The organism is Raineyella antarctica (genome assembly GCF_900092135.1).
In the GTDB taxonomy this organism is placed as follows: Bacteria; Actinomycetota; Actinomycetes; order Propionibacteriales; family Propionibacteriaceae; genus Raineyella; species Raineyella antarctica.
Genome location: NZ_FMYF01000013.1, coordinates 88,205 through 108,020, shown reverse-complemented (window position 1 = coordinate 108,020; position 19,816 = coordinate 88,205). Strand labels below are relative to the sequence as shown.

The window sequence follows — 19,816 nt, the reverse complement described above, 5'->3', positions numbered from 1 at the left end:
AGGACCACGACCTCCAGAGCGCCGGCATGCCCGACGTCACGGACCCGTTGGCGGGACCAGGCGTGGACCCGCTGGGACACGACCCCGCAGTCGGGGCAGGCATCGGCGATGGTGTCAGCCCGAACGACGACCCGTCTCCCGCCCAGGGGCAGGTCGATCGCGTCGATGACGTGGTAGTCGGGCAGGTTGAAGATCACGCTCGCAGCATCATGCTGCGAGCACGTAGGCTCGATCACAGCTCGTGGTCCTTGTTCTCTGGGCGGATGTCTCGCAACACCCATCCCAGCGCAAGGCCACGAGCCCTTGCGTCAACGACCCACCACACTCAACTACGAACAGCCGTCAATGGGAGCCGACAGCCGTACGTCCGCAACAGCCGCCACGAAGCCCGACGCGCAGCGAAGCTGCTGGCAAGGGCCACCGGGTTCGACGTGCCCGTGCAGGGCGTCGTGGTCCCGGTGAACGCCGGGGACCTGACCATCCGGGCCCAAGCGGAGGACGTCCACGTCATCAACCGCAAGCGGCTGCGCCGCTATCTCCTCGGGCTGCCGACCGTCCTACCGCCGGACGCCATCAGCACGGTGTTCGCCGCCGCCCGACTCAGTTCCACCTGGAGCACCTGAGCGGCCTCCTGCCGCGGTCCTGGCCCTCCACGAGCCGCGCCCGGAGCGCGGGACGCCAGGCGGTGACTCGGGTCCACCGTATGTCTCGTCCCGTCGGCTCCTCGGGGCCGCTGTACGGAGCCCGCCACCAGCCCTGCGAGGCCCAGATCTACGCCGATCGGCCGATCGCGGACAGTCCCGTACGTTTCCGTACAGCCAATCTGTACTTATCGTCCGTGGGCTCGACTACCGTCGGAGTCGTCTCTGGGTCTACAAGTTCTGGGGGGAGCTCCGGGGACATCGACGCCCGGCGGGGTCCGGAACCACGGTTCTGGATCCCCCCGGGCGATTCGAATGCCACGCACCCCGGGCGATCCGCCTGCCACCGCACCCCTTGGCAAGGGCCCCTCCCCACCACCTCGCACGTACGACGCCCCGGGCCCTGCTCCCCTGCTGGGCTAGGCTGGCCATGACCGGCTGCCGAACTGCTCCGGGAACCCCCTGCGCCCCTCGGCTGCACCCCGGTCCCCGCTTGCCCAGGAGGGTCCCAAAATAGTGTTCGGTCTCGGCACCATCCTCACGATCGTCATCATCTTCGTCGTCCTGTTCCTGCTGTTCGGCGGACTGCGGACGAGCATCTTCTTCCAGGTCCACACCCAGGAGAACGTGATCGTCGAGCGGTTCAGCAAGTTCCTCCGGGTCGCCGGTCCGGGCCTCAACGTCAAGGCGCCGTTCATCGACGCGCTGACCAAGCCGATCTCGCTGCGCGTCCAGCAGCTCGAGGTCAACATCGAGACCAAGACCAAGGACAACGTCTTCGTCACCATCCCGGTCGCCGTGCAGTACGTCGTGGACCAGCACGCCGTCGTCGACGCCTACTACAAGCTCTCCGACCCCGAGGACCAGATCCGCTCGTACGTCTTCGACACCGTCCGCTCCGCCCTGTCCGGGCTGACCCTGGACACCGCCTTCGAGTCCAAGGACGACATCGCCAACACCGTCGAGCAGCGGCTCTCCCAGTCGATGGCCGAGTACGGCTTCCGGATCGTCAACACCCTGGTCACCGACATCTCTCCGGACCAGCGGGTGCGCGACTCGATGAACGCAATCAACGCCGCCCAGCGCGAGCGCGACGCGGCCCAGTCCCTGGCGCAGGCCGACAAGATCAAGCGGGTCACCCAGGCCGAGGCCGAGGCCGAGTCCAAGCGGCTCCAGGGCGAGGGCGTCGCCGCCCAGCGCAAGGCGATCGCCAGCGGTATCGCCGAGCAGTACGAGATGCTGCGCGCCGCCGGCATCGAGGGCACGGCCGAGCAGCTGCTGCTGATGACCCAGTACTTCGACACCCTGCAGGACGTCGCGCGCAACGGGCGCTCCAACGTCCTGCTGCTGCCGTCCAACCCGGGTGCCCTGGGCGACCTGAGCAACGAGATCCGTACGTCCCTGCTGACCAGCTACGAGTCCGAGCAGGCCCGCAGGGACGGCGATGCCCGGGCCCAGCAGGAGGCGAGCCGCCAGCGTGCGGCCGACGAGCGGGCTGCTGCCCACGAGGCCCGCCAGGAAGCGGCCTACCAGGCGCAGTCGGCCCAACAGCGCCCGCAGCCGGCCGCGGCACCTACCCAGCCGGCGCCCCCGCATACGCGGCCTGCCCCGGCCCAGTACGAGCTCCCCGAGTCGGCCCAGCAGTTCACCGGTCGGCTGCCGCAGCGCCTGCAGGACCAGGTCAACCAGTTCCTGCAGCAGCGGCCGCCGCAGGTCTGATCACTGGACACCTCGTCCGCAGCCTCAGCGCACCTCCGAGATGACCGTGCCGATGGTCAGCGCCCCCGCCTCCCGGGCGGCCGCTGCGACCGCCGCCACCGCCGCCAGGGTGCCCTCGACCAGCACCGGCTGTCCGGCGGCTGAATCACCCGACCACATCACGTCCACCTCGGCGGGCGGCCGGAAGGCGATCCCGGGCGGCATCCTGACCACGCCGGCAGCTCGGGCCCCGGGGTGGTCGAACGGCCGGAGCACCAACGAGGTCACCACAGTGAGTCGCCCGGCTGCCCGGCGCAGGACCTGGCACTGGCGCGCGGTGGCGACGAAGGTCAGCGAGATCGCGCCCGGGCGGCCGTCCAGGGCCCCAGTGGCGAGTGAGGTGAAATTCACCCCGCGTTCGGCGAACACCGATGCCAGCGCCATCAGGGCTCCGGGTTGGTCGAGGCACTCCACCAGCGCCACCCAGGAGCGAGGGACCGAAGGGTCGGCGGCCTGCTCGGTCATGGCCGACCTCCGTCCCGCATGAACGGTTCCACCACGGCGGCGATCCGGCGCGCGGCCCGCGCCAGCAGAGCGTCCTCGTCAGGTGGCAGCTCGCCGAGCAGGACGTCGGTCCAGCCCTCCGGGCCGAAGACAACCGGCACACCGAGCACTCCGTGCACCCGCTGTCCAGCGAGTGTGGCCTCTCCCGCCAGATCCACCTGGCCGGCCATGACGATCTCGCGGCCCTCGGCCAGCGCGCTGATCAGGTCGACTGTTGCGTTGGCTGTCCCGACCGCGGTCCGGGCGCCGGACTGGTGCGTCAGCCAGGGGCGTGTGACGGTTCGCAGATCCGGCGGCCAGGTCTCCACCATGGCGAAGGCCCGGCCGGAGTCGCGCTCGGCGAGCAGCCGGGCCTGGGCCGCCGCGATCTCGCCCGGCAGGCCGGCCAGGTCTCGCCCCCCGCGCAGTTCCCCGACCGTACGGGCCCGCTCCCCCTCCACCAGGCCACGGATGCGCACCGAGGACCACAGCGGCACCGCATCATCCCCGTGCTGGCCGGCCACGAACCCGCCGATCCGCTGCCGACGTACGCCCAGACTGTGGGCGATCTCGCGCCGGAACCGCAGCGTGTCGAGCCATGCTCCCATGCCGATCACGCGATGGCGGCCCAGCCGGGCGGCCATCGTCGCCACGCCGAGTTCGACCGGGTTGGTGACGACGATGACGACCTCGTCACCGGCCCCGTGCTCGGCGAGTGCGTCCGCGTAGGCCGCGAACATGGCGTGGTTCGTCCGGGCCAGCGCCGCCCGGTCCACCGACTCACCGGGCCTGGTCGCGATGGTGGCCCCGGAGGCGACCACCACGACGTCCGCCACGACCTCCTCGGGGTCGAGCGCCACGTCGAACAGCGGCGCCACCTCGTCGTACGCGTCGATCAGGTCGGCCCGGTAGCCATGCGTGGCTGCTTCCGACCGGCCGCCACGGCGCCCGACCAACTGCAGCCGTGCGGTCGTCGGCAGGGCTCGCCGCTCGATCAGCTGCGTGCACACCTGCCGGCCCACCGCACCGGTGGCACCGATCACCGCGACATCCATGGGGAGAGCGTACGGACACCATGTGACGGTCGGGTTGCGGGGCCGGCGCCGGGCCCGGATGCGGCCGCGCCGACGCCGGCTACTCCCCGCCCATGATCCGGTGGATGTCCAGCCCGTACCGCCGGACGAACGTGTGCTTGGCCTGGTTGTACGCCCGCGCGCTGCCCTTCTGCTGGGTCCGGTCGACGTAGCGGCGGGCCAGCTCGCCGGCGATCACGTCCAGGAGCAGCTCCGCCAGCAGCAGCCGGGCCCCGTCGCGGAAGTGCCCCCGCCCGTCGATGTACATCCGTACGGTCGGAGCCTCGGTGTTGATCAGCACCAGCCGTTCCTCGGGGCTGTACACCGCCCGGTCGATGTCGTTGGTGAGGTTGCGCAGCTCGTAGCCGATGAACATGTCGGTGGAGTTGTCCTGGTCCCAGCTGCCCCGCCGCGATCCGTCGGTCCTGCTCGGGCCCCGGCCGAGCCCGTGCCCGGACCCGCGTTCGGCGATCACCACCTCGCAGGTGGCCCGCCAGGGCCCGCACGTCACCGTCAGCCGCCCGTCGGCGCCGATCTCCTCGCCGAGGACGGTCCAGGTGAAGTGTCCGTCGGGGAGCAGGTCCGCGACCGGCATCGCCGTCGGTGCGGGTGTCACCTCGATCGTGGCGGGCACGTCGTACGTGAACTCCAACAGGTCCTGGTCGAGCACCTGGTCCCGGTCGACGACCAGCGTCACGTGGAACGGGTGCCCCACGGTCCGGTAGTAGAACGGGGTGCTGAACCGCAGGACAGCCGGCCGTCCGGTGGGGAACGGCCCGTAAGTGCCCGATCCGGGGCCGGGCGGCAGGACGATGCCGAGGTCGTCGACGGCCGCCCGGTTCATCGTCGACAACACCTCCTCGATCAGCCCCGCGGTGCGCCGCGTGGTGGATGCGTGGTCGACGTGGCTGAGGCGCAGGCGCTCGCTCTGGACGCTGGGCGCGATCGCGTCACTGACGGCGGCGGCGAACGCCGCCACGAACGGCTCCTTGGGGTTCAGGCCCTCCCGTTCATCGCTGATCACCGGATGACCCTGGGCGAGCATCATCGCCAGTCCCGGACAGCTGACGGTCCCGAACAGGTACTCGGTGCCCAGCTGGTTCTCGAACCGGAAGAACTGGCAGTCCAGCACCGCCGTGCCGGACAGCACGAGCAGCCCGTTGGTCCGTTCGTCGCCCTTCAGGATCAGCTCGCTCGCGACGGCCCGGCGCAGGGTCAGGGTGTACACGTACGTGGTGCCGGCGTACGTGAACGACCGCAGGTCCTCGGGGCCGACCAGCAGATCGGAGGCGGGCTCCTCATAGGTGAGCCGCAGCGGGGCGGTGGCGTGGGTCCCGTGCCGGTTAACCAGCTCGACCCGGCGCCGGCGCAGCACGTCGCGCAGGTAGACGTTGTGGCCGAGGGCCGCCAGGAGCGTACGGAAGTACGGCAGGACCACGTCCGGGCTCTCCACCACGATGGTGACCAGGGTGCCGTTGCCCCGGGTGGGCTCGCCGGTGCTGCCCTCGCCGATGTCGCCCTCGCCGTCGGCGGGCACGCCCAGACGAGTCCGGTCCCGGTCCTTCACCTCACGGTCGGCGTCCCAGTCGTCGAAGACGTACGCCCCCTCCTCGGTGCGGAACAGGTCCACCCGAGCGAACCGGCCGTGGTGGATGGACTCGACCCATCCGTGCCCGAGGCCGTACACGGCCTGCTTGAGCCCCCGGCCGAAGTAGCCGCGCCCCGCCGCCTGGCCGTGGGACAGCAGGCTGTGCGCCCCTCCGTACGACAGCACGGAGCGCAGTCGGTCCAGAGACATCCCCTCGGACTGGTCGGCAACAGTGAGCACCGCACCGGTGAGATGGCGTTCGTAGCTGACGGTGATCAGGCCGCTGACGGGGATGCCCCGCTGCTCCAGGCGCGCGTAGCTGTCGTCGCTGTTGGTGATCAGCTCGACCAGGGCCTTCTCGATCGAGGCGAAGCGGCGCGAATCGATGTCGATGATCCGCTGGTCCACCGGCAACGCATGGATCCCCATCGCGACGACCTCCCGAAGCGCCGCGACGATGCGGCTGTCTCCCGAGAATACGCCGGACCGCTGGTCCGTGGAGCGGCACCGACCTCGCGGCAGACACTGACCTCCGCACCCGAACCGACCTCCGGGCAGGCACCGACCTCCGCACACGAACCGACCTCCGGGCAGGCACCGACCTCCGCACCCGAACCGACCTCCGGGCAGGCACCGACGCTAACCACGAAGACCGCCGCAATCCGGTCGGTGTTCCGGGTGAGCGTCGCTCAACGTGAGGAACGTCGGTGAACAGGCACGCCTCAGGCCGCAGGCGCCTCGTACGACCGGGAGACCGGCATGCCCGAGTCCGCGCCGAGCAGGATCGGCGACGGCGCGGCGCCGGAGGCGATCACCTGGGCGCCGAGCACGGCGATCATCGCGCCGTTGTCGGTGCACAGCCCCGGGCGGGGCCTGCGCAGGATGATGCCCGCCGCGGCCGTACGCTCCTCCAGCAGCCCGCGCAGGCGGGAGTTCGCCGCGACGCCGCCGCCGAGCAGCAGCGTGGTGGCACCGAAGCGCTGGCAGGCGTCGACGGCCTTGGCAGTGAGCACGTCGGCGACGGCCTCCTGGAACGAGGCGGCGACGTCGTTGACCGGGATCTCCCGGCCGGCAGCCTGCTCGGTCTCGACCCAGCGGGAGACGGCGGTCTTCAGGCCCGAGAAGGAGAAGTCGAAGCGGTGCTTCTCCAGGTCGTGCTTGGCGGTCAGGCCGCGGGGGAAACGGATCGCGGTCGGGTCGCCGAACTGGGCGGCCTTGTCGATCACCGGACCGCCAGGATAGGCCAGGCCGAGCACGCGGGCGACCTTGTCGTACGCCTCGCCTGCGGCGTCGTCGATCGTGGTGCCGACCTCCTCGATGTCGTCGACCAGGTTGCCGATCCGCAGCAGGGAGGTGTGGCCGCCGGAGACCAGTAGCGCCATCGTCGGGCTGTCCGGGTCGAGCGGGCCGTGCTCGAGCAGGTCGACGGCGACGTGGCCGACCAGGTGGTTGACGCCGTAGAGCGGCTTGTTCCACGCCAGTGACAGGGCCTTGGCCGCGGAGATGCCGACGACCAGGGCGCCCACCAGGCCGGGGCCGGAGGTGACCGCGATGCCGTCGAGCTCGTCCGGGGAGACGCCGGCCTTCTCGAAGGCGCGCTCCAGCGCCGGGACGATGGCCTGCAGGTGCGCCCGGGAGGCGACCTCGGGCACCACGCCGCCGAAGCGTACGTGCTGCTCGACCGAGGAGGCGACCTCGTTGGCGAGCATCTGGTCGCCGCGGACGATGCCAACTCCGGTCTCGTCGCAGGACGACTCGATGCCGAGGACCAGCGGCGCGCTCACGCGGGGCTCAGTCATGGCGGGTTCCCTTCGTTTGGGGCAAGTGGAAGGACGGAAGGTCGGTCTCCACGGGGGCGCTCATGACGAGGGCGTCGGCCCCGGGGCCGTAGTAGTTCGTGCGGGTGGCCAGGGTGCTGAAGCCGCAGCCGGTGTAGAGGGCGATGGCCGGGGCGTTGTCGTGGCGCACCTCGAGCAGCACCCGCTCCACGCCGCGACCACGGACGTACATCATCCCGGCCTGGACCAGGGCGCGCCCGACCCGGCGGCCGCGGGCGGCCGGGGCGACGACGACGCGCATCAGGTCGGCGGTGTCGGGACCGACCTGGTAGGTGATCACGCCGAGCAGGCCGTGCGGTGCATCGTCGGGCCGGGCGGCCTCGGCCGACGCGGCGCCGGTGGTCGACGATCCGGCAGGAACGGCCGCGACCAGCACGATCCGGTCGGTGCCCTCCAACTCGCCGCGCCAGGACGCCTCACTCCACTGCTCGGGCGCCGCGAAGCCGGTCCGCTCCAGGTCCATGATGGCGGCCAGGTCGGCCGCGGATGCGCGGCGCAGGGCGATGGCGGAGGTCGGGGCGGGGCTCACAGGCGCCCGATCGACAGGCGCTTGTGGCTGACCAGGGTGGACTTGCGGCTGGTCGGCGCGACGGCGTCGGGGCGGCGCAGGTACAGCGGCTGGTCGCCGGCATCGGGCAGGTCCAGTCCGACCCGCGCGAGCAGGCCGGGGTCGATCGCGCGGGGACCCTCGGAGCGCTGGCCACGGTTAACCGCAGGGTAGAGGTCGGCGCCGGGCCCGATCACCACGGCGGCCGGCAGGGCCTCCGGGGCGGAGACGTGCGGCTGGCCGATCCGGGTGCCGTCTGGGGCGTAGAGCGCCCAGTACAGCTCCTTGCGGCGGGCATCGGCCGCGACGACGAAGTCCTCGGTCGGCTGGGCCGCCTCGGCGTGCTCGTACGCCACCACGTCCAGGCTGCAGACCCCGTGCACCGGCGTACGACCGGCCCAGGCCAGGGTCTCGGCGGTGGCGATGCCGACCCGCAGGCCGGTGAACGGGCCGGGGCCCATCCCGACCACGATGTCGGTGACATCGGCCATCGCCAGGCCGGCCTCGGCCAACGCCTCGGCGATCAGCGCGGTGAGGTGCTCGACGTGGGCGCGGCGGTCACCTTCCCTTCGAACCGCGAGAACGGTGTCGCCGGAGGCCAGGCCGATGCAGATGTCGGTGGCGGTGTCGATCGCCAGCACGACACGTTCGGGTGCGGGGGTCGGGGCGGGAGTGGTCTCAGTCACGGGGCAGTCCTCCGATCGGTGCGGCCATCTCGATCTGGCGGTGCAGGTGTTCCCACCGCTCGCCGAAGCCGCGGAAAAAGACGAAGCGGGTCTCGTCGTCAGGGTCGCCGGAGCGTTCGATCGACAGCATCAGGCGGTCGCTGTTCAGGCGCTCGGCCAGGCCCTCGCCCCACTCGACCAGGGTGACCGCGTCGGCCGCGGACTCGTCCAGGTCGATGTCGTCGAGCTCGGCGCCGTCGCCGAGCCGGTAGGCGTCGACGTGCACCAGGGTGGGCCCGCCGTTCGCAGCCGGGTGCACCCGGGACAGCACGAACGTCGGCGAGACCACCGGGCCCTCGACGCCCATCCCGGCGCCGAGGCCCTGGGTGAACGTCGTCTTGCCGGCGCCGAGGCTGCCGGAGGCGATGATCAGGTCACCGGCCCGCACCACGCGGGCGATCCACTCCCCCAGGGCGTGCATGTCGTCCCCCGTGGGGACCTGGAAGGCGACGGGGAGTTCCCGGCCGACCCGCAGCAGCTTGTCGCCGCGGCCGAGCACCTCGTAGCCCAGCGCGGTCCACCAGGCGAGCAGTTCGGGGAACTCCATCCGGACGCCGAGCTCGGCGTACGTGCAGCCGCGCAGGGCGGCCATCTCCTCGGCCGTCTCGATCATCGAGGTGGCGATGCCGTGGCGCTGGAAGTCGGGGTGCACGCTGACCCGGTGCCAGGTCGCCACCGCAGCAGGGCTGTCGCTGTCGACGTCGACGTGGATCCCGACCAGGACGGCGCCGGCCGGGCGGCCGTCGACGCGGGCGATGATCCCGAAGCCGTCGCGCAGCGCGCGGGCGACCGATTCCTCGGTCTCCGACATCGCGGCCGGTGGCGGTCCCGCCGCTCGGCGGGCACCGAACGCCGTACGGATCACCTCGACCAGCGCGGGGGCATCGACCTCCGTCGCGAGGGCGAGGTCGAGCTGTGGCTCAGCACTCATGCGGGACTCCTTCGGGTTCACGGCGGCGGGATCGTACGCCCCGCACAGTCGGACCGACGTCCCATGCTAGCCGCGCGACCCGCGGGCTGCGAGGTGCAGCCCGCGGGTCGCGGGTCGGTGGTGATCAGTCGCGGAAGCGACGACCACCGCGGTTGAAGGGCTTGTTGCCGCCGAAGCGACGACCGCCGCCCCTGCGAGGCTGCTGCTTCGGGGCGATCAGCGCCTCGTACTCGGACTCCTCGATCGGCTCGGCGGAGGGCTTGCGGGCCCCCGTCGCGCGGTACAGCCACTCCTCGTCCGGACGGGCCTCGCGGGCCTTGTCCTGGACACCGGCCTGGTAGGCCAGGCGCAGGCTCTGCTTGCGCTGGTGCGGCAGGATCAGCGACACCACGATGCCCTCGGAGCCGGCGCGGGCCGTACGTCCGGCACGGTGGGTGTAGTCGCGCGAGTCGGCCGGCGGGTCGACCTGGAGGACCAGGCCGACGTCGTCGACGTGGATGCCGCGGGCGGCGACGTCGGTCGCGACGAGCACCGGCATGGTGCCATCCTTGAACGCCGCCATCACCCGGGCGCGGGCGCCCTGGGTCAGGCCGCCGTGCAGGCCACCGGCCATCACGCCGGCCTCGCGCAGCTCACCGGAGATGCGGTCGACGCCCTTCTGGGTACGGGCGAAGACGATCGTCTTGCCCTCGCGGTTGGCGATCTCGGCGGTGATCGGGGCCTTGTGCTCCGGCTTTACCAGCACCAGGTGGTGCTCCATGGTGGTGAAGGTCGCGTTGCTGGAGTCGACCTCGTGCACCTTCGGGCTGTGCATGTAGCGCTTGACCAGTCCGTCGACGCCCTTGTCCAGGGTCGCGGAGAACAGCAGGCGCTGGCCTTCGGAGGGGGTCTCGTCCATGATCCGGGTGACCTCGGGCATGAAGCCCATGTCGGCCATCTCGTCGGCCTCGTCGAGAACCGTGACCTGGATATCGGACAGGTCGGCCGCACCCTGCTCGATCAGGTCGATCAGGCGGCCCGGGGTCGCGATGATCACGTCGACGCCACGGGACAGCGCACGGCGCTGCGGCTCGTACGACATGCCGCCGGCCACCAGCAGGGAACGCATGCCGAGCGCCCGCGACAGCGGGGACAGCACGTCGGCGACCTGCATGGCCAGCTCGCGGGTCGGCTCGAGGATGATCGCCTGCGGCTTGCGGAAGGTTCCGTCGGCCTTGGCTGTCTGGTGGATCCGGGCCAGCAGCGGCAGCGTGAAGCCGAGCGTCTTGCCCGAACCGGTACGGCCGCGACCGAGCACGTCCTTGCCGGCCAGGGCGTCGGGGATAGACGCCTTCTGGATCGGGAACGGGTCGGTGATGCCCTTCTGGTTCAGTACGGCGACGAGCTCGGCGGGCACGCCCAGCTGGGCGAAGCCGTTGGCGCCGGTCACGGTCGAGGTGTCGACGGCGACCTCCTCGGCCTCCTGCCAATCCATCGTGTCCAGCGGGCCGTCCTCGCGGTCGTCCCGGCGCTCGGGCCGGTCGTTGCGGTCGAAGCGGGCGTTGTCACGGCGCGGACGGTCGTCGAAGCGACGCTCCTCACGACGGGGACGATCCTCGCGGGGGCGCATGTCGCGCTCCGGATCGACGTCGCGGCCCCAGGCCTTCTTCTTCGGGCGGTCCTGGTAGGAGCCGTGCGTGGCGCCGTCCTGGCCGCGCGAGGCGCCACCGTAGGTCGGACGCGAGCCGTACGGGGCACGGGAGCGGCCGAAGGAGGAGCCGGTGCCCTCGTGGCGATCGCCACGCGAGCGGTCGTCGCGGTCGTTGCGGTTGTAGCTGGGGCGGTCGTCACGGGGACGGTCGTCGCGGTTGAAGCCGGGACGGTCGCCGCGGGAACGGTCGTCACGGTTGAAGCCCGGACGGTCGTTGCGCGGCCGGTCGTCACGGTTGAAGCCCGGACGGTCGTTGCGGGAACGGTCGTCACGGTTGTAGCCCGGACGGTCGTTGCGCGGCCGGTCGTCACGGTTGTAGCCCGGACGGTCGTTGCGCGGCCGGTCATCGCGGTTGAACGCCGGACGGTCGTCGCGGGAACGGTCGTCACGGTTGTAGCTCGGGCGGTCGTCGCGGTTGAAGCGGCCGGTCGACTTCTTGGCGTAGCCGCCGCGGTCGTTGCCACCGCGGTCGTTGCCGTAGCGGTTGCCGCCGGCGGGACGGTCGGTGCCGCCCCGGCGCTGGGCAGCGGCCTGGCGGCGGTCGTCGCCGTAGCTGCGGCCGTCACCGCTGTAGGCCTCCGGGCCACGGTCGGACGTACGACCCTGGCCGCGGTCCTCGCGGGAGAAGCTGCGGGAATCGGTGTCGCGCTGGCCGCCGCGGGAATCGGTGTCGCGCTGGCCGCCGCGGGAACGGGGGCCGTGACCGCGAGCGGAGCGCTCGTCGGTGGTCCACCGCTTCTTGGGGGTGCCGTCGGCCTTGAAGCTCTTGGCCTTGCGGGGGCCGCCGGACTTGGGGGCATGGTCGTTGTAGGGCACGGTTGATGACTCGTTTCCGGACCGATCGTGGTCCTGCCTAGATAGGCGCGTCATCAGGTTCGGCATTCGCCGGCCGTGATTCGGCCGAGCGCACCCGGATGGTCCGGGGATATGGAAGACGTGCCCATGCGCCCGACATTGGGCGTCTACGTCCCGGACTGCACTGCACAACCGGGGTGACTCATGCTACAACGCGGACCCCGCTTGTTCCCAATCCGGCGGCAACCGGCGGCACGGTGGCGCAGTCACCCTGCGCAAGGCTCGTAGTATGGACAACGTACGGAGTCGTTAGCCCTCTTGTCATGCCGAATTGGCCGAGCTGTCGCCGTACGTCACCGTTCGGCCACCTGCCCGGCGCACAGTGGGCGAAGGTCCCTAGGAAAGGAAAAGCGCGTGCGGGTAGCGATTTTCACGGAGTCCTTCCTCCCATCGGTGAACGGCGTGACGCACTCGGTGATGCGAGTGCTGGAGTACTTGCGGGACGAGGGGCACCAGGCGATGGTGATCGCCCCGGCGAGCCAGGGCCGTGAGCCCGACGAGTACGCCGGCTTCCCCGTCGTGCCGGTAGCGGCCGTGGGCCTGCCCGGCTACCAGGACGTCCGCGTCTCCGGCACCACCCAGCTCCGGCTGGAACGACTGCTGGAGGACTTCCACCCCGACGTGCTGCACCTGGCCGCGCCGATCGCCCTGGGCCACCGCGCCGCCCTCGCCGCCAATTGGCTGAACATCCCGATCGTCGCGATCTACCAGACCGACGTCCCCTCGTACGCCGGCCGCTACGGGTTCTCCGGCGCCGAGACGTTCCTGTGGTGGCGGGTCCGCCAGATCCACTCGATCGCCACGATGACGCTGGCCCCCTCCACGTACGCCCGCACCCAGCTGGTCCAGCACCACATCCCGCGCGTCGGGCTCTGGGCCCGCGGCGTCGACTCCCAGCGGTTCGATCCGGCCAAGCGCGACGAGGAGTGGCGCCGTACGATCGCCCCGAACGGGGAGCGGATCATCGGCTGCGTCGGCCGGCTCGCGCCGGAGAAGCAGATCGGTGACCTCCAGGCACTGGCCGACCTGCCCGACACCCGGCTCGTGGTGGTCGGCGAGGGGCCGCTGCGCAAGGAGTTGCGCTCCACCCTGCCGAACGCGCACTTCACCGGCCAGCTGACCGGCGAGGACCTGCCCCGGGTGATGGCGAGCATGGACGTGTTCGTGCACCCGGGCGAGCTGGAGACCTTCGGCCAGTCGATCCAGGAGGCGATGGCCTCCGGGCTGCCGGTGATCGCGCCGGCCAAGGGCGGTCCGATCGACCTGGTGAACTCCTCGCGCACCGGCTGGCTCTACGCCCCCGGTGACCTGGCCTCGATGCGCCACCACGTCCGCGACCTGGTCGGCGACGACCGCAAGCGCGCCGCGTTCAGCCGCGAGGCCCGCCTCTCGGTCAAGGACCGGACCTGGCGCAGCCTGTGCGATGAGCTGCTGATGCACTACGAGGAAGCGATCGTCGACGCGCGCAGCCGCGCCAACGCCTGAGGCAGCTCCCGGGCTGGCCCACCACTCCTGGGCCGTCGAGCCCTGTACTGAATCCCAACGGCCCCGCCCGATCGACGTGATGCCGTGACGGAGCTGCGTCGATCGGCGGCTCCCGTTGGGAATCAGTACAGGAGCACCCAGCGCACCGCCGCCCCGAAGCCCGGCACTCCCAGCCCCGACTCCCCGCAGCTCAGCCGCGGTGGACCCGCGGCACCCGCGTCCCGACCCGGGTGACGATCTCGTAGCCGATCGTTCCGCACCAGCGGGCCCAGTCCGAGGCGGTCGGGACCGTCCCGTCCTCGCTGGGGGCACCGAACAGCACCACCTCGTCGCCGATCTGGTCGGCCGCCCCGGGCCCCAGCTCGACGATCACCTGGTCCATGCAGACGCTGCCGCGCTGGTGCACCCGCCGTCCCCCGACGGCCATCTCCAACCGGCCCGCCCCGTGCCGCGGGAGCCCGTCGGCATAGCCCAGCGGGACCAGGCCGAGCACGGTGTCCTCCGGTGCCCGCCAGCGGTAGCCGTACGAGACACCGGTCCCGGCCGAGACCTGTTTGCGGTGCACCAGCTGGGCCCGCAGCGTCATCACCGGCTGCAGCTCCAGGCCGGCATCGGCGGCCAGGCTTCCGTCGGCCGGGTCGATCCCGTAGCCGGCGATGCCGAGCCGGACCATCTCGTAGCGGCTCTCCGGGAGGCTCAAGGCTGCGGCGGACGCGGCGATGTGGCGCACGGGCACGCGCAGGCCGGCGGCCCGGGCCTGCTCCACGGCCCAGTCGAAGAGCTCCAACTGGGCGGCGTTGCCGGGGTGGCCGACCTCGTCGGCGCAGGCGAAGTGCGACCAGACCCCGACCACCTCCACCGCCCCGGCGCGCTCGGCCTCCAGGGCGGCGGCGACCAGTTCGGGCCAGAGCTCGGGGGTACAGCCGTTGCGAGACAGGCCGGTGTCGATCTTCAGGTGCAGCCGGGCGGTCCGCTCGGTGTGCGCGGCGGCGATGACGGCGGTGTTGACCTGCCCGGGAGTGGACGCGGACACGTCGACGTCGGCGTCGACCAGGGCGGTGAGGTCCTCGTCGATCCCGTACAGCCAGCAGAAGATGCGCCCGGTGTCGCCGCCGGCGCGCAGCGCCAGGGCCTCACCGGGGGTGGCCACGCCGAGCCAGGAGGCGCCTGCCTCGCGCGCCGCCGCGGCGCACGGGAGCATGCCGTGGCCATAGGCATCGGCCTTGACCACCATCATCACGTCGGCCGGGGCGACGAGCGCCGCGACGGCCCCGATGTTCGCCCGCAGGGCGGTCAGGTCGACCACGGCGCTGGCGGTCTGCGGATCGATGGTGGGACCGGCGGAAGTCATACGCGTATTGTGCCGCCTCTGCGCGGGGCCGCCGGTCACCGGCCAGGGAGCAACCGGCGCAGGGTGTCGCCGAAGCGCATCGCCAAGGCGTGCGGGGGCAGCGGCGGCTCGGCCGCGGCGGTGAGGGCCTGCAACGAGGCCGCGGCCATCGCAGCCTCCGCGGCCGGCAGGCCGCCGGCCAGCAACGCGCCGCAGACCCCGGCCAGGGTGTCGCCCGAGCCTGCCTGCGCGGTCCAGCCCGGGCCCGGCACGGCCACGTCGACCGACCACTGCCCCGGCGTGGCGACGTACTGCGTCGCGCCCTTCAGCAGCACGGTGGCCTGGGTCCGGTCCGCGGCCATCCGGACGTGCTCGATCGGGTGTGCCTCCACCTCGGAGCGCTGGACTCCCAGCATGCCGGCCAGTTCACCGGCGTGCGGGGTGAGCAGGCAGTCCGGTCGCAGGGTGACCCCGTCCACATGGCGCAGGGCGTCGGCATCGACGAGCACCGGCACGTCGTCCTCCAGCACCTCGGCCAGCCGGGCGGCCCCGTCGCGACGGTCGCCCCAGCCCGAGCCGACCACCCAGGCCTGCACCCGGCCGGGCGCGGTCACCACCGAGGGGATCGCCTGGACGACGGCGCGCGCCACCTCCGGGGACCCCAGGGACCGGACCATCCCACAGCCGGCGTACGCGGCACCGTGGGCGACCAGCACGCCGGCGCCCGGGTAGGTGGCCGAACCGGCGTCGATCCCGACCACCCCGCGGGAGTACTTGTCGGACCGTACGGTCGGGACCGGCCAGTGCGCGGCGACGTCGGCGGCCTCCCAGCGGCGGATCAGCGGCTCGCCGAGCTCCGCCAGGGCCCCCCAGTGCAGGTCGATGTCGACCACGTCGACCTGCCCGCACCGGTCCGCGGCCGGCTGCATCACCTGACACGGCTTGGCGCAGCCGAAGGTGACCGTCCGCTCGGCGCGGAAGGAGGTGTGGTCGCCCGCCTCGTCGGCAGCCAGGCCCGAGGGGATGTCGACGGAGGTGACCGGCGTTCCGGTCCGCTCGCAGGCCTCCGCCAGCGCCGCGGCGCCACCCGACAGGCCCGGACGCCCGCCGATCCCGTAGACGCCATCGACGACGCGGTCCGCGCGCTCGACCAGCTGCAGGGCCGCCTCCAGGTCGACCGGGACGGCGCCGGCCCCGATACAGGCCTGCCAGGCCGCCTGGTGCACGCTCCCCTCGACCACCTGGTGCGCCCAGACGCGTACACCCCGGCCGGCCAGGCGGGCAGCCGCCCAGAGGGCGTCGCCGCCGTTGTCGCCGGGGCCGGCCAGGACCAGCAGGCAGGTCCCGTCGGTGTGCCCCAGGTCGCGCAGCAGGCTGGTGGCCAGCGCATCGGAGGCGCGCTCCATCAGCTCGCCCTCCGCCGTACGGGCGAAGGCCTCCTCCTCGGCGGCACGGATCGATGCGACGTTGTGTACGAGCTGCACGGCTACCTCCTGGCGCTTCCTCCCCTAGTGGCCATCCTCGCAGACGACGAAGGCCGTCGCGATCCCTCCGTCATGGGACATCGACAGGTGGGTACGGGTCACGCCAAGGCGCGCCTCCAGGTCCGCGACCGTTCCCCTGGTCACGAAGTAGGGCGCGCCGTCGGCGGTCTTGCGGACCTCGCAGTCGCGCCAGACCAGGCCGCCCGGCGAGCCGAGCGCCTTGGCGAACGCCTCCTTGGCGGCGAACCGACCGGCCAGCGAGGCCGGCCGGTGCCGGGCCTCGTCCTCGCTGAACAGCCGGTCCACCAGCCCCGGCGTACGCAGCAGCATCTCCTCGATCCGGGCGATCTCGCACACGTCGACACCGATCCCGAGAATGGCCATCGCGTGGACTACTCGACGGTGACGGACTTGGCCAGGTTGCGCGGCTGGTCCACGTCGTGGCCCAGCTGGGTGGCCAGCTCGCAGGCGAAGATCTGCAGCGGGATGATCGCGACCAGCGGCTGCAGGATGGTGGAGACCTTGGGCAGTCGGATCACGGTCGAGGCGAACTGCTCCACGAACGTGTCGTCCTGCTCGGCCAGCACGATCGGTCGGGCGCCGCGGGCACGGACCTCCTGGATGTTGGAGATCACCTTCTCGTGCAGCTGGTCGCGGCCGCGCGGCGGGACCACGACGAAGACGGGCATGCCCTCCTCGATGATCGCGATCGGGCCGTGCTTCAGCTCGCCGGCGGCGAACCCCTCGGCGTGCAGGTAGGCGATCTCCTTCAGCTTCAGCGCACCCTCCAGGGCGACCGGGTAACCGACGTGGCGGCCCAGGAACAGCACCGAGGGCTGGTCGATCAGGCGCGCGGCGAGGTCGACGACGACCTGGGAGTCGTCCAGCACCTGCTGCATGAGCGGCGGGATGCCTTCCAGCTCCTTCATCACCGAGGCGATCTCGTCGCCGAACATGGTGTTCTTGACCTGCGCCAGGTAGAGGCCGAGCAGGTAGCAGGCGGCCAGCTGGGTGGTGAAGCCCTTGGTCGAGGCGACGCCGATCTCGGGGCCGGCGTGGGTGTAGATCACCGCGTCGGACTCGCGCGGGATGGTCGAGCCGTTGGTGTTGCAGATCGCCAGCACGCGGGCGTGCTGCTCACGGGCGTGGCGGATCGCCATCAGGGTGTCGGCGGTCTCGCCGGACTGGGAGATCGCGACGACCATCGTGGTCGGGCCGACGATCGGGTCGCGGTAGCGGAACTCGGAGGCCAGCTCGACCTCACAGGGGATCCGGCACCAGTGCTCGATCGCGTACTTGGCGACCATGCCGGCGTAGAACGAGGTACCGGCCGCGATGATGATGATCTTCTGGATGGTGCGCAGCTCTGCCTCGGGGATCCGGATCTCGTCCAGGGTCAGCGAGCCGTCCTCGGTGTGGCGGCCCAGCAGGGTGTCGGCCACCGCGCGCGGCTGCTCGTAGATCTCCTTGCGCATGAACCAGTCGAAGCCACCCTTCTCGGCGGCCGACAGGTCCCAGTCCACGTGGTACTGCCTGGCCTCGGCCGGGTTGCCGGCGAAGTCGGTCACCGTGATGGAGTCGGGGGTGATCTCGACGATCGAGTCCTGGCCGAGCTCGAGCGCCTCGCGGGTGTGCTCGATGAACGCGGCAACGTCGGAGGCGAGGAAGTTCTCCCCCTCGCCCAGCCCGACCACGAGCGGGGAGTTGCGGCGGGCTGCGACGACCTTGCCGGCCTGCTGCGCGTCGGCGGCGACGAGGGTGAACGCACCCTCCAGGCGGTTGGCGACCGTACGCATCGCGGTGGTCAGGTCCGAACCCTTGGCCAGCTCGACGCCGAGCAGCTGCGCGGCGACCTCGGTGTCGGTCTCGGACAGGAAGGTGATGCCCTGCGCGACCAGCTCGGCGCGCAGCTCGGCGAAGTTCTCGATGATGCCGTTGTGCACGACGGCGACGCGGCCGTCCTGCGAAAGGTGCGGGTGGGCGTTGGCGTCGGTCGGTCCGCCGTGGGTGGCCCACCGGGTGTGCCCGATACCGGTGCCGGACTCGGGCAGCGGGTGCTCCTCCAGAGCCATCTCCAGGTTGACCAGCTTGCCGGAGCGCTTGTCCGAGAAGATCCTCCCGTCGGACACGACGGCCACCCCGGCCGAGTCGTACCCGCGGTACTCGAGGCGGCGCAGCCCCTCCACCACTACCTCACGGGCGCTGCGGGGCCCGGCATAACCAACGATTCCACACATGGGGGACAGCCTAGTCGACAGGCGGTTGGCCACCGGCCGCGTCGGGTGGTGAATGGCACCGCACCCGGAGTGTCCTGCCAGCGGGCCCCGGAACGGCGCGGCACCGGGCCGCGAAATGGCCGGGCCACCGGTGCGGGGCCGGAACCGGCAGAATGGGCGCATGTCCGTCCCCATTCCGCCGAGCGATCGCGGTCCAGGGCGCCTGGAGCAGCTCGGCCCGTACGTGCACCGCTCCCGGGAGCACTGGGCCGAGTTGGCCAACGCCCTCCCCTCGCCATTGAGCGAGGAGACGCTGGAGCGCATGCGCGGCCTGGGGGACCCCACCTCGATGCAGGACGTGGTGCAGGTGTACCAGCCGCTGACCCGGCTGCTCAGCCTGCACTTCCGCCACCGGGGCAACCTGTACCGGGCCACCAACGCCTTCCTCAACCTGGACGTCAAGCGCACCCCGTTCGTGATCGGGATCGCCGGGTCTGTGGCGGTCGGCAAGTCCACCACCGCGCGACTGCTGACCGAACTGCTGCGCAACTGGCCGGACCACCCGAACGTGGAACTGGTCACCACCGACGGTTTCCTGCACCCGAACGCGGAACTGATCCGCCGCGGCATCATGCACCGCAAGGGCTTCCCCGAGTCGTACGACCGCCGGGCCCTGCTGCGGTTCGTGATGGACGTCAAGTCCGGCCGCCCGGAGGTCTCCGCCCCGGTCTACTCGCACCTGACGTACGACATCGTCCCGGACGAGCGGCTGGTCGTGCGCAGCCCCGACATCGTGGTGATCGAGGGCCTGAACGTGCTGCAGCCGGCGCGGGTGCACCGCGACGGCACCGCCGAGGTGACGCTGAGCGACTTCTTCGACTTCTCGGTGTACGTCGACGCCGACTCCGAGGACATCCGGACCTGGTACCTGGAGCGGTTCATGTCGCTGCGGGAGACCGCGTTCCGTGACCCGCGGTCCTACTTCGGCCGGTACGCCCAGATGAGCGAGGACGCGGCGATGCGCCAGGCCGCCGACATCTGGGACACCATCAACGGCCCCAACCTCGCGCTGAACATCCGCCCGACCCGTACGCGGGCGACGGCGATCCTGCGCAAGGGGTCCAACCACGAGGTGAAGTGGGTCCGGATCCGCAAGATCTGAACCGCCGACG

At 71.6% G+C, this 19,816-nt stretch carries 16 protein-coding genes and 1 pseudogene; 4 read left to right on the top strand and 13 right to left on the bottom strand.

Features of this window, described 5'->3' with window-relative positions; all coding sequences use genetic code 11:
- Positions 1 to 206 (bottom strand): annotated as a pseudogene (locus GA0111570_RS15650) (transposase family protein); the annotation flags it as partial.
- 225 nt (positions 207 to 431) lie between these two features.
- On the opposite strand from GA0111570_RS15650, the gene GA0111570_RS15645 reads away from it, so the two are divergent.
- Together GA0111570_RS15645 and GA0111570_RS15640 are read left to right on the top strand one after the other, a co-directional pair.
- The gene (locus GA0111570_RS15645) at positions 432 to 623 is read left to right on the top strand and encodes a hypothetical protein (protein ID WP_139283284.1); all 192 of its coding nucleotides are present in this window, start codon (positions 432 to 434) and stop codon (positions 621 to 623) included.
- 534 nt (positions 624 to 1,157) lie between these two features.
- Positions 1,158 to 2,360, top strand: coding sequence for an SPFH domain-containing protein (locus GA0111570_RS15640; protein ID WP_092613452.1), 1,203 nt, complete (start codon positions 1,158 to 1,160; stop codon positions 2,358 to 2,360).
- 24 nt (positions 2,361 to 2,384) lie between these two features.
- Here GA0111570_RS15640 and GA0111570_RS15635 read toward each other — a convergent pair whose 3' ends face one another.
- The 8 genes from GA0111570_RS15635 to GA0111570_RS18165 all read right to left on the bottom strand — a co-directional run bounded on the left by GA0111570_RS15635 (position 2,385) and on the right by GA0111570_RS18165 (position 12,090).
- Positions 2,385 to 2,864 (bottom strand): ACT domain-containing protein, encoded by a 480-nt coding sequence (locus GA0111570_RS15635; protein ID WP_092613450.1) that lies wholly within the window; start codon positions 2,862 to 2,864, stop codon positions 2,385 to 2,387.
- Positions 2,861 to 3,937 (bottom strand): lactate/malate family dehydrogenase, encoded by a 1,077-nt coding sequence (locus tag GA0111570_RS15630; RefSeq protein WP_092613448.1) that lies wholly within the window; start codon positions 3,935 to 3,937, stop codon positions 2,861 to 2,863. The genes GA0111570_RS15635 and GA0111570_RS15630 overlap by 4 nt, the downstream gene beginning before the upstream one ends.
- A gap of 79 nt (positions 3,938 to 4,016) precedes the next feature.
- Positions 4,017 to 5,972, bottom strand: coding sequence for an ATP-binding protein (locus GA0111570_RS15625; RefSeq protein WP_092613446.1), 1,956 nt, complete (start codon positions 5,970 to 5,972; stop codon positions 4,017 to 4,019).
- A gap of 293 nt (positions 5,973 to 6,265) precedes the next feature.
- The gene (gene tsaD, locus GA0111570_RS15620) at positions 6,266 to 7,327 is read right to left on the bottom strand and encodes a tRNA (adenosine(37)-N6)-threonylcarbamoyltransferase complex transferase subunit TsaD (protein WP_092613444.1); all 1,062 of its coding nucleotides are present in this window, start codon (positions 7,325 to 7,327) and stop codon (positions 6,266 to 6,268) included.
- A 7-nt stretch (positions 7,328 to 7,334) separates the two neighbouring features.
- Positions 7,335 to 7,910: a GNAT family N-acetyltransferase gene (locus GA0111570_RS15615; protein WP_245703251.1), complete on the bottom strand. Its 576-nt coding sequence runs from the start codon at positions 7,908 to 7,910 to the stop codon at positions 7,335 to 7,337.
- The gene (gene tsaB, locus GA0111570_RS15610) at positions 7,907 to 8,614 is read right to left on the bottom strand and encodes a tRNA (adenosine(37)-N6)-threonylcarbamoyltransferase complex dimerization subunit type 1 TsaB (protein ID WP_092613442.1); all 708 of its coding nucleotides are present in this window, start codon (positions 8,612 to 8,614) and stop codon (positions 7,907 to 7,909) included. Before tsaB ends, GA0111570_RS15615 begins: the two co-directional genes overlap by 4 nt.
- Positions 8,607 to 9,584: a tRNA (adenosine(37)-N6)-threonylcarbamoyltransferase complex ATPase subunit type 1 TsaE gene (gene tsaE / locus GA0111570_RS15605; RefSeq protein WP_092613440.1), complete on the bottom strand. Its 978-nt coding sequence runs from the start codon at positions 9,582 to 9,584 to the stop codon at positions 8,607 to 8,609. Before tsaE ends, tsaB begins: the two co-directional genes overlap by 8 nt.
- Positions 9,585 to 9,708: 124 nt before the next feature.
- A complete protein-coding gene (locus tag GA0111570_RS18165; RefSeq protein WP_245703249.1) occupies positions 9,709 to 12,090 on the bottom strand; it encodes a DEAD/DEAH box helicase in 2,382 nt (793 codons plus the stop codon).
- A 393-nt stretch (positions 12,091 to 12,483) separates the two neighbouring features.
- Between GA0111570_RS18165 and GA0111570_RS15595 the strand changes: the two genes are divergently transcribed.
- Entirely contained in the window at positions 12,484 to 13,614 is a 1,131-nt protein-coding gene (locus GA0111570_RS15595; RefSeq protein ID WP_092613438.1) for a glycosyltransferase family 4 protein, read from the top strand.
- A 190-nt stretch (positions 13,615 to 13,804) separates the two neighbouring features.
- On the opposite strand, the gene alr is transcribed toward GA0111570_RS15595, so the two are convergent.
- From alr to glmS, 4 genes are read right to left on the bottom strand one after another with little or no spacing between them, the layout of a single operon-like run.
- Entirely contained in the window at positions 13,805 to 14,965 is a 1,161-nt protein-coding gene (alr, locus tag GA0111570_RS15590; protein WP_092613436.1) for an alanine racemase, read from the bottom strand.
- A gap of 35 nt (positions 14,966 to 15,000) precedes the next feature.
- Complete coding sequence (locus GA0111570_RS15585) at positions 15,001 to 16,428, bottom strand: bifunctional ADP-dependent NAD(P)H-hydrate dehydratase/NAD(P)H-hydrate epimerase (RefSeq protein ID WP_092613434.1); 1,428 nt, start codon at positions 16,426 to 16,428, stop codon at positions 15,001 to 15,003.
- Between the two features lie 24 nt (positions 16,429 to 16,452).
- On the bottom strand, positions 16,453 to 16,812 hold the full coding sequence (locus GA0111570_RS15580; protein WP_092613432.1) for a holo-ACP synthase: 360 nt from the start codon (positions 16,810 to 16,812) through the stop codon (positions 16,453 to 16,455).
- Between the two features lie 8 nt (positions 16,813 to 16,820).
- On the bottom strand, positions 16,821 to 18,665 hold the full coding sequence (gene glmS / locus GA0111570_RS15575; protein ID WP_092613430.1) for a glutamine--fructose-6-phosphate transaminase (isomerizing): 1,845 nt from the start codon (positions 18,663 to 18,665) through the stop codon (positions 16,821 to 16,823).
- Between the two features lie 160 nt (positions 18,666 to 18,825).
- Between glmS and coaA the strand changes: the two genes are divergently transcribed.
- Positions 18,826 to 19,806, top strand: a complete 981-nt coding sequence (gene coaA, locus GA0111570_RS15570; protein WP_092613428.1) for a type I pantothenate kinase — start codon at positions 18,826 to 18,828, stop codon at positions 19,804 to 19,806.
- The last annotated feature ends 10 nt before the right edge of the window (positions 19,807 to 19,816 follow it).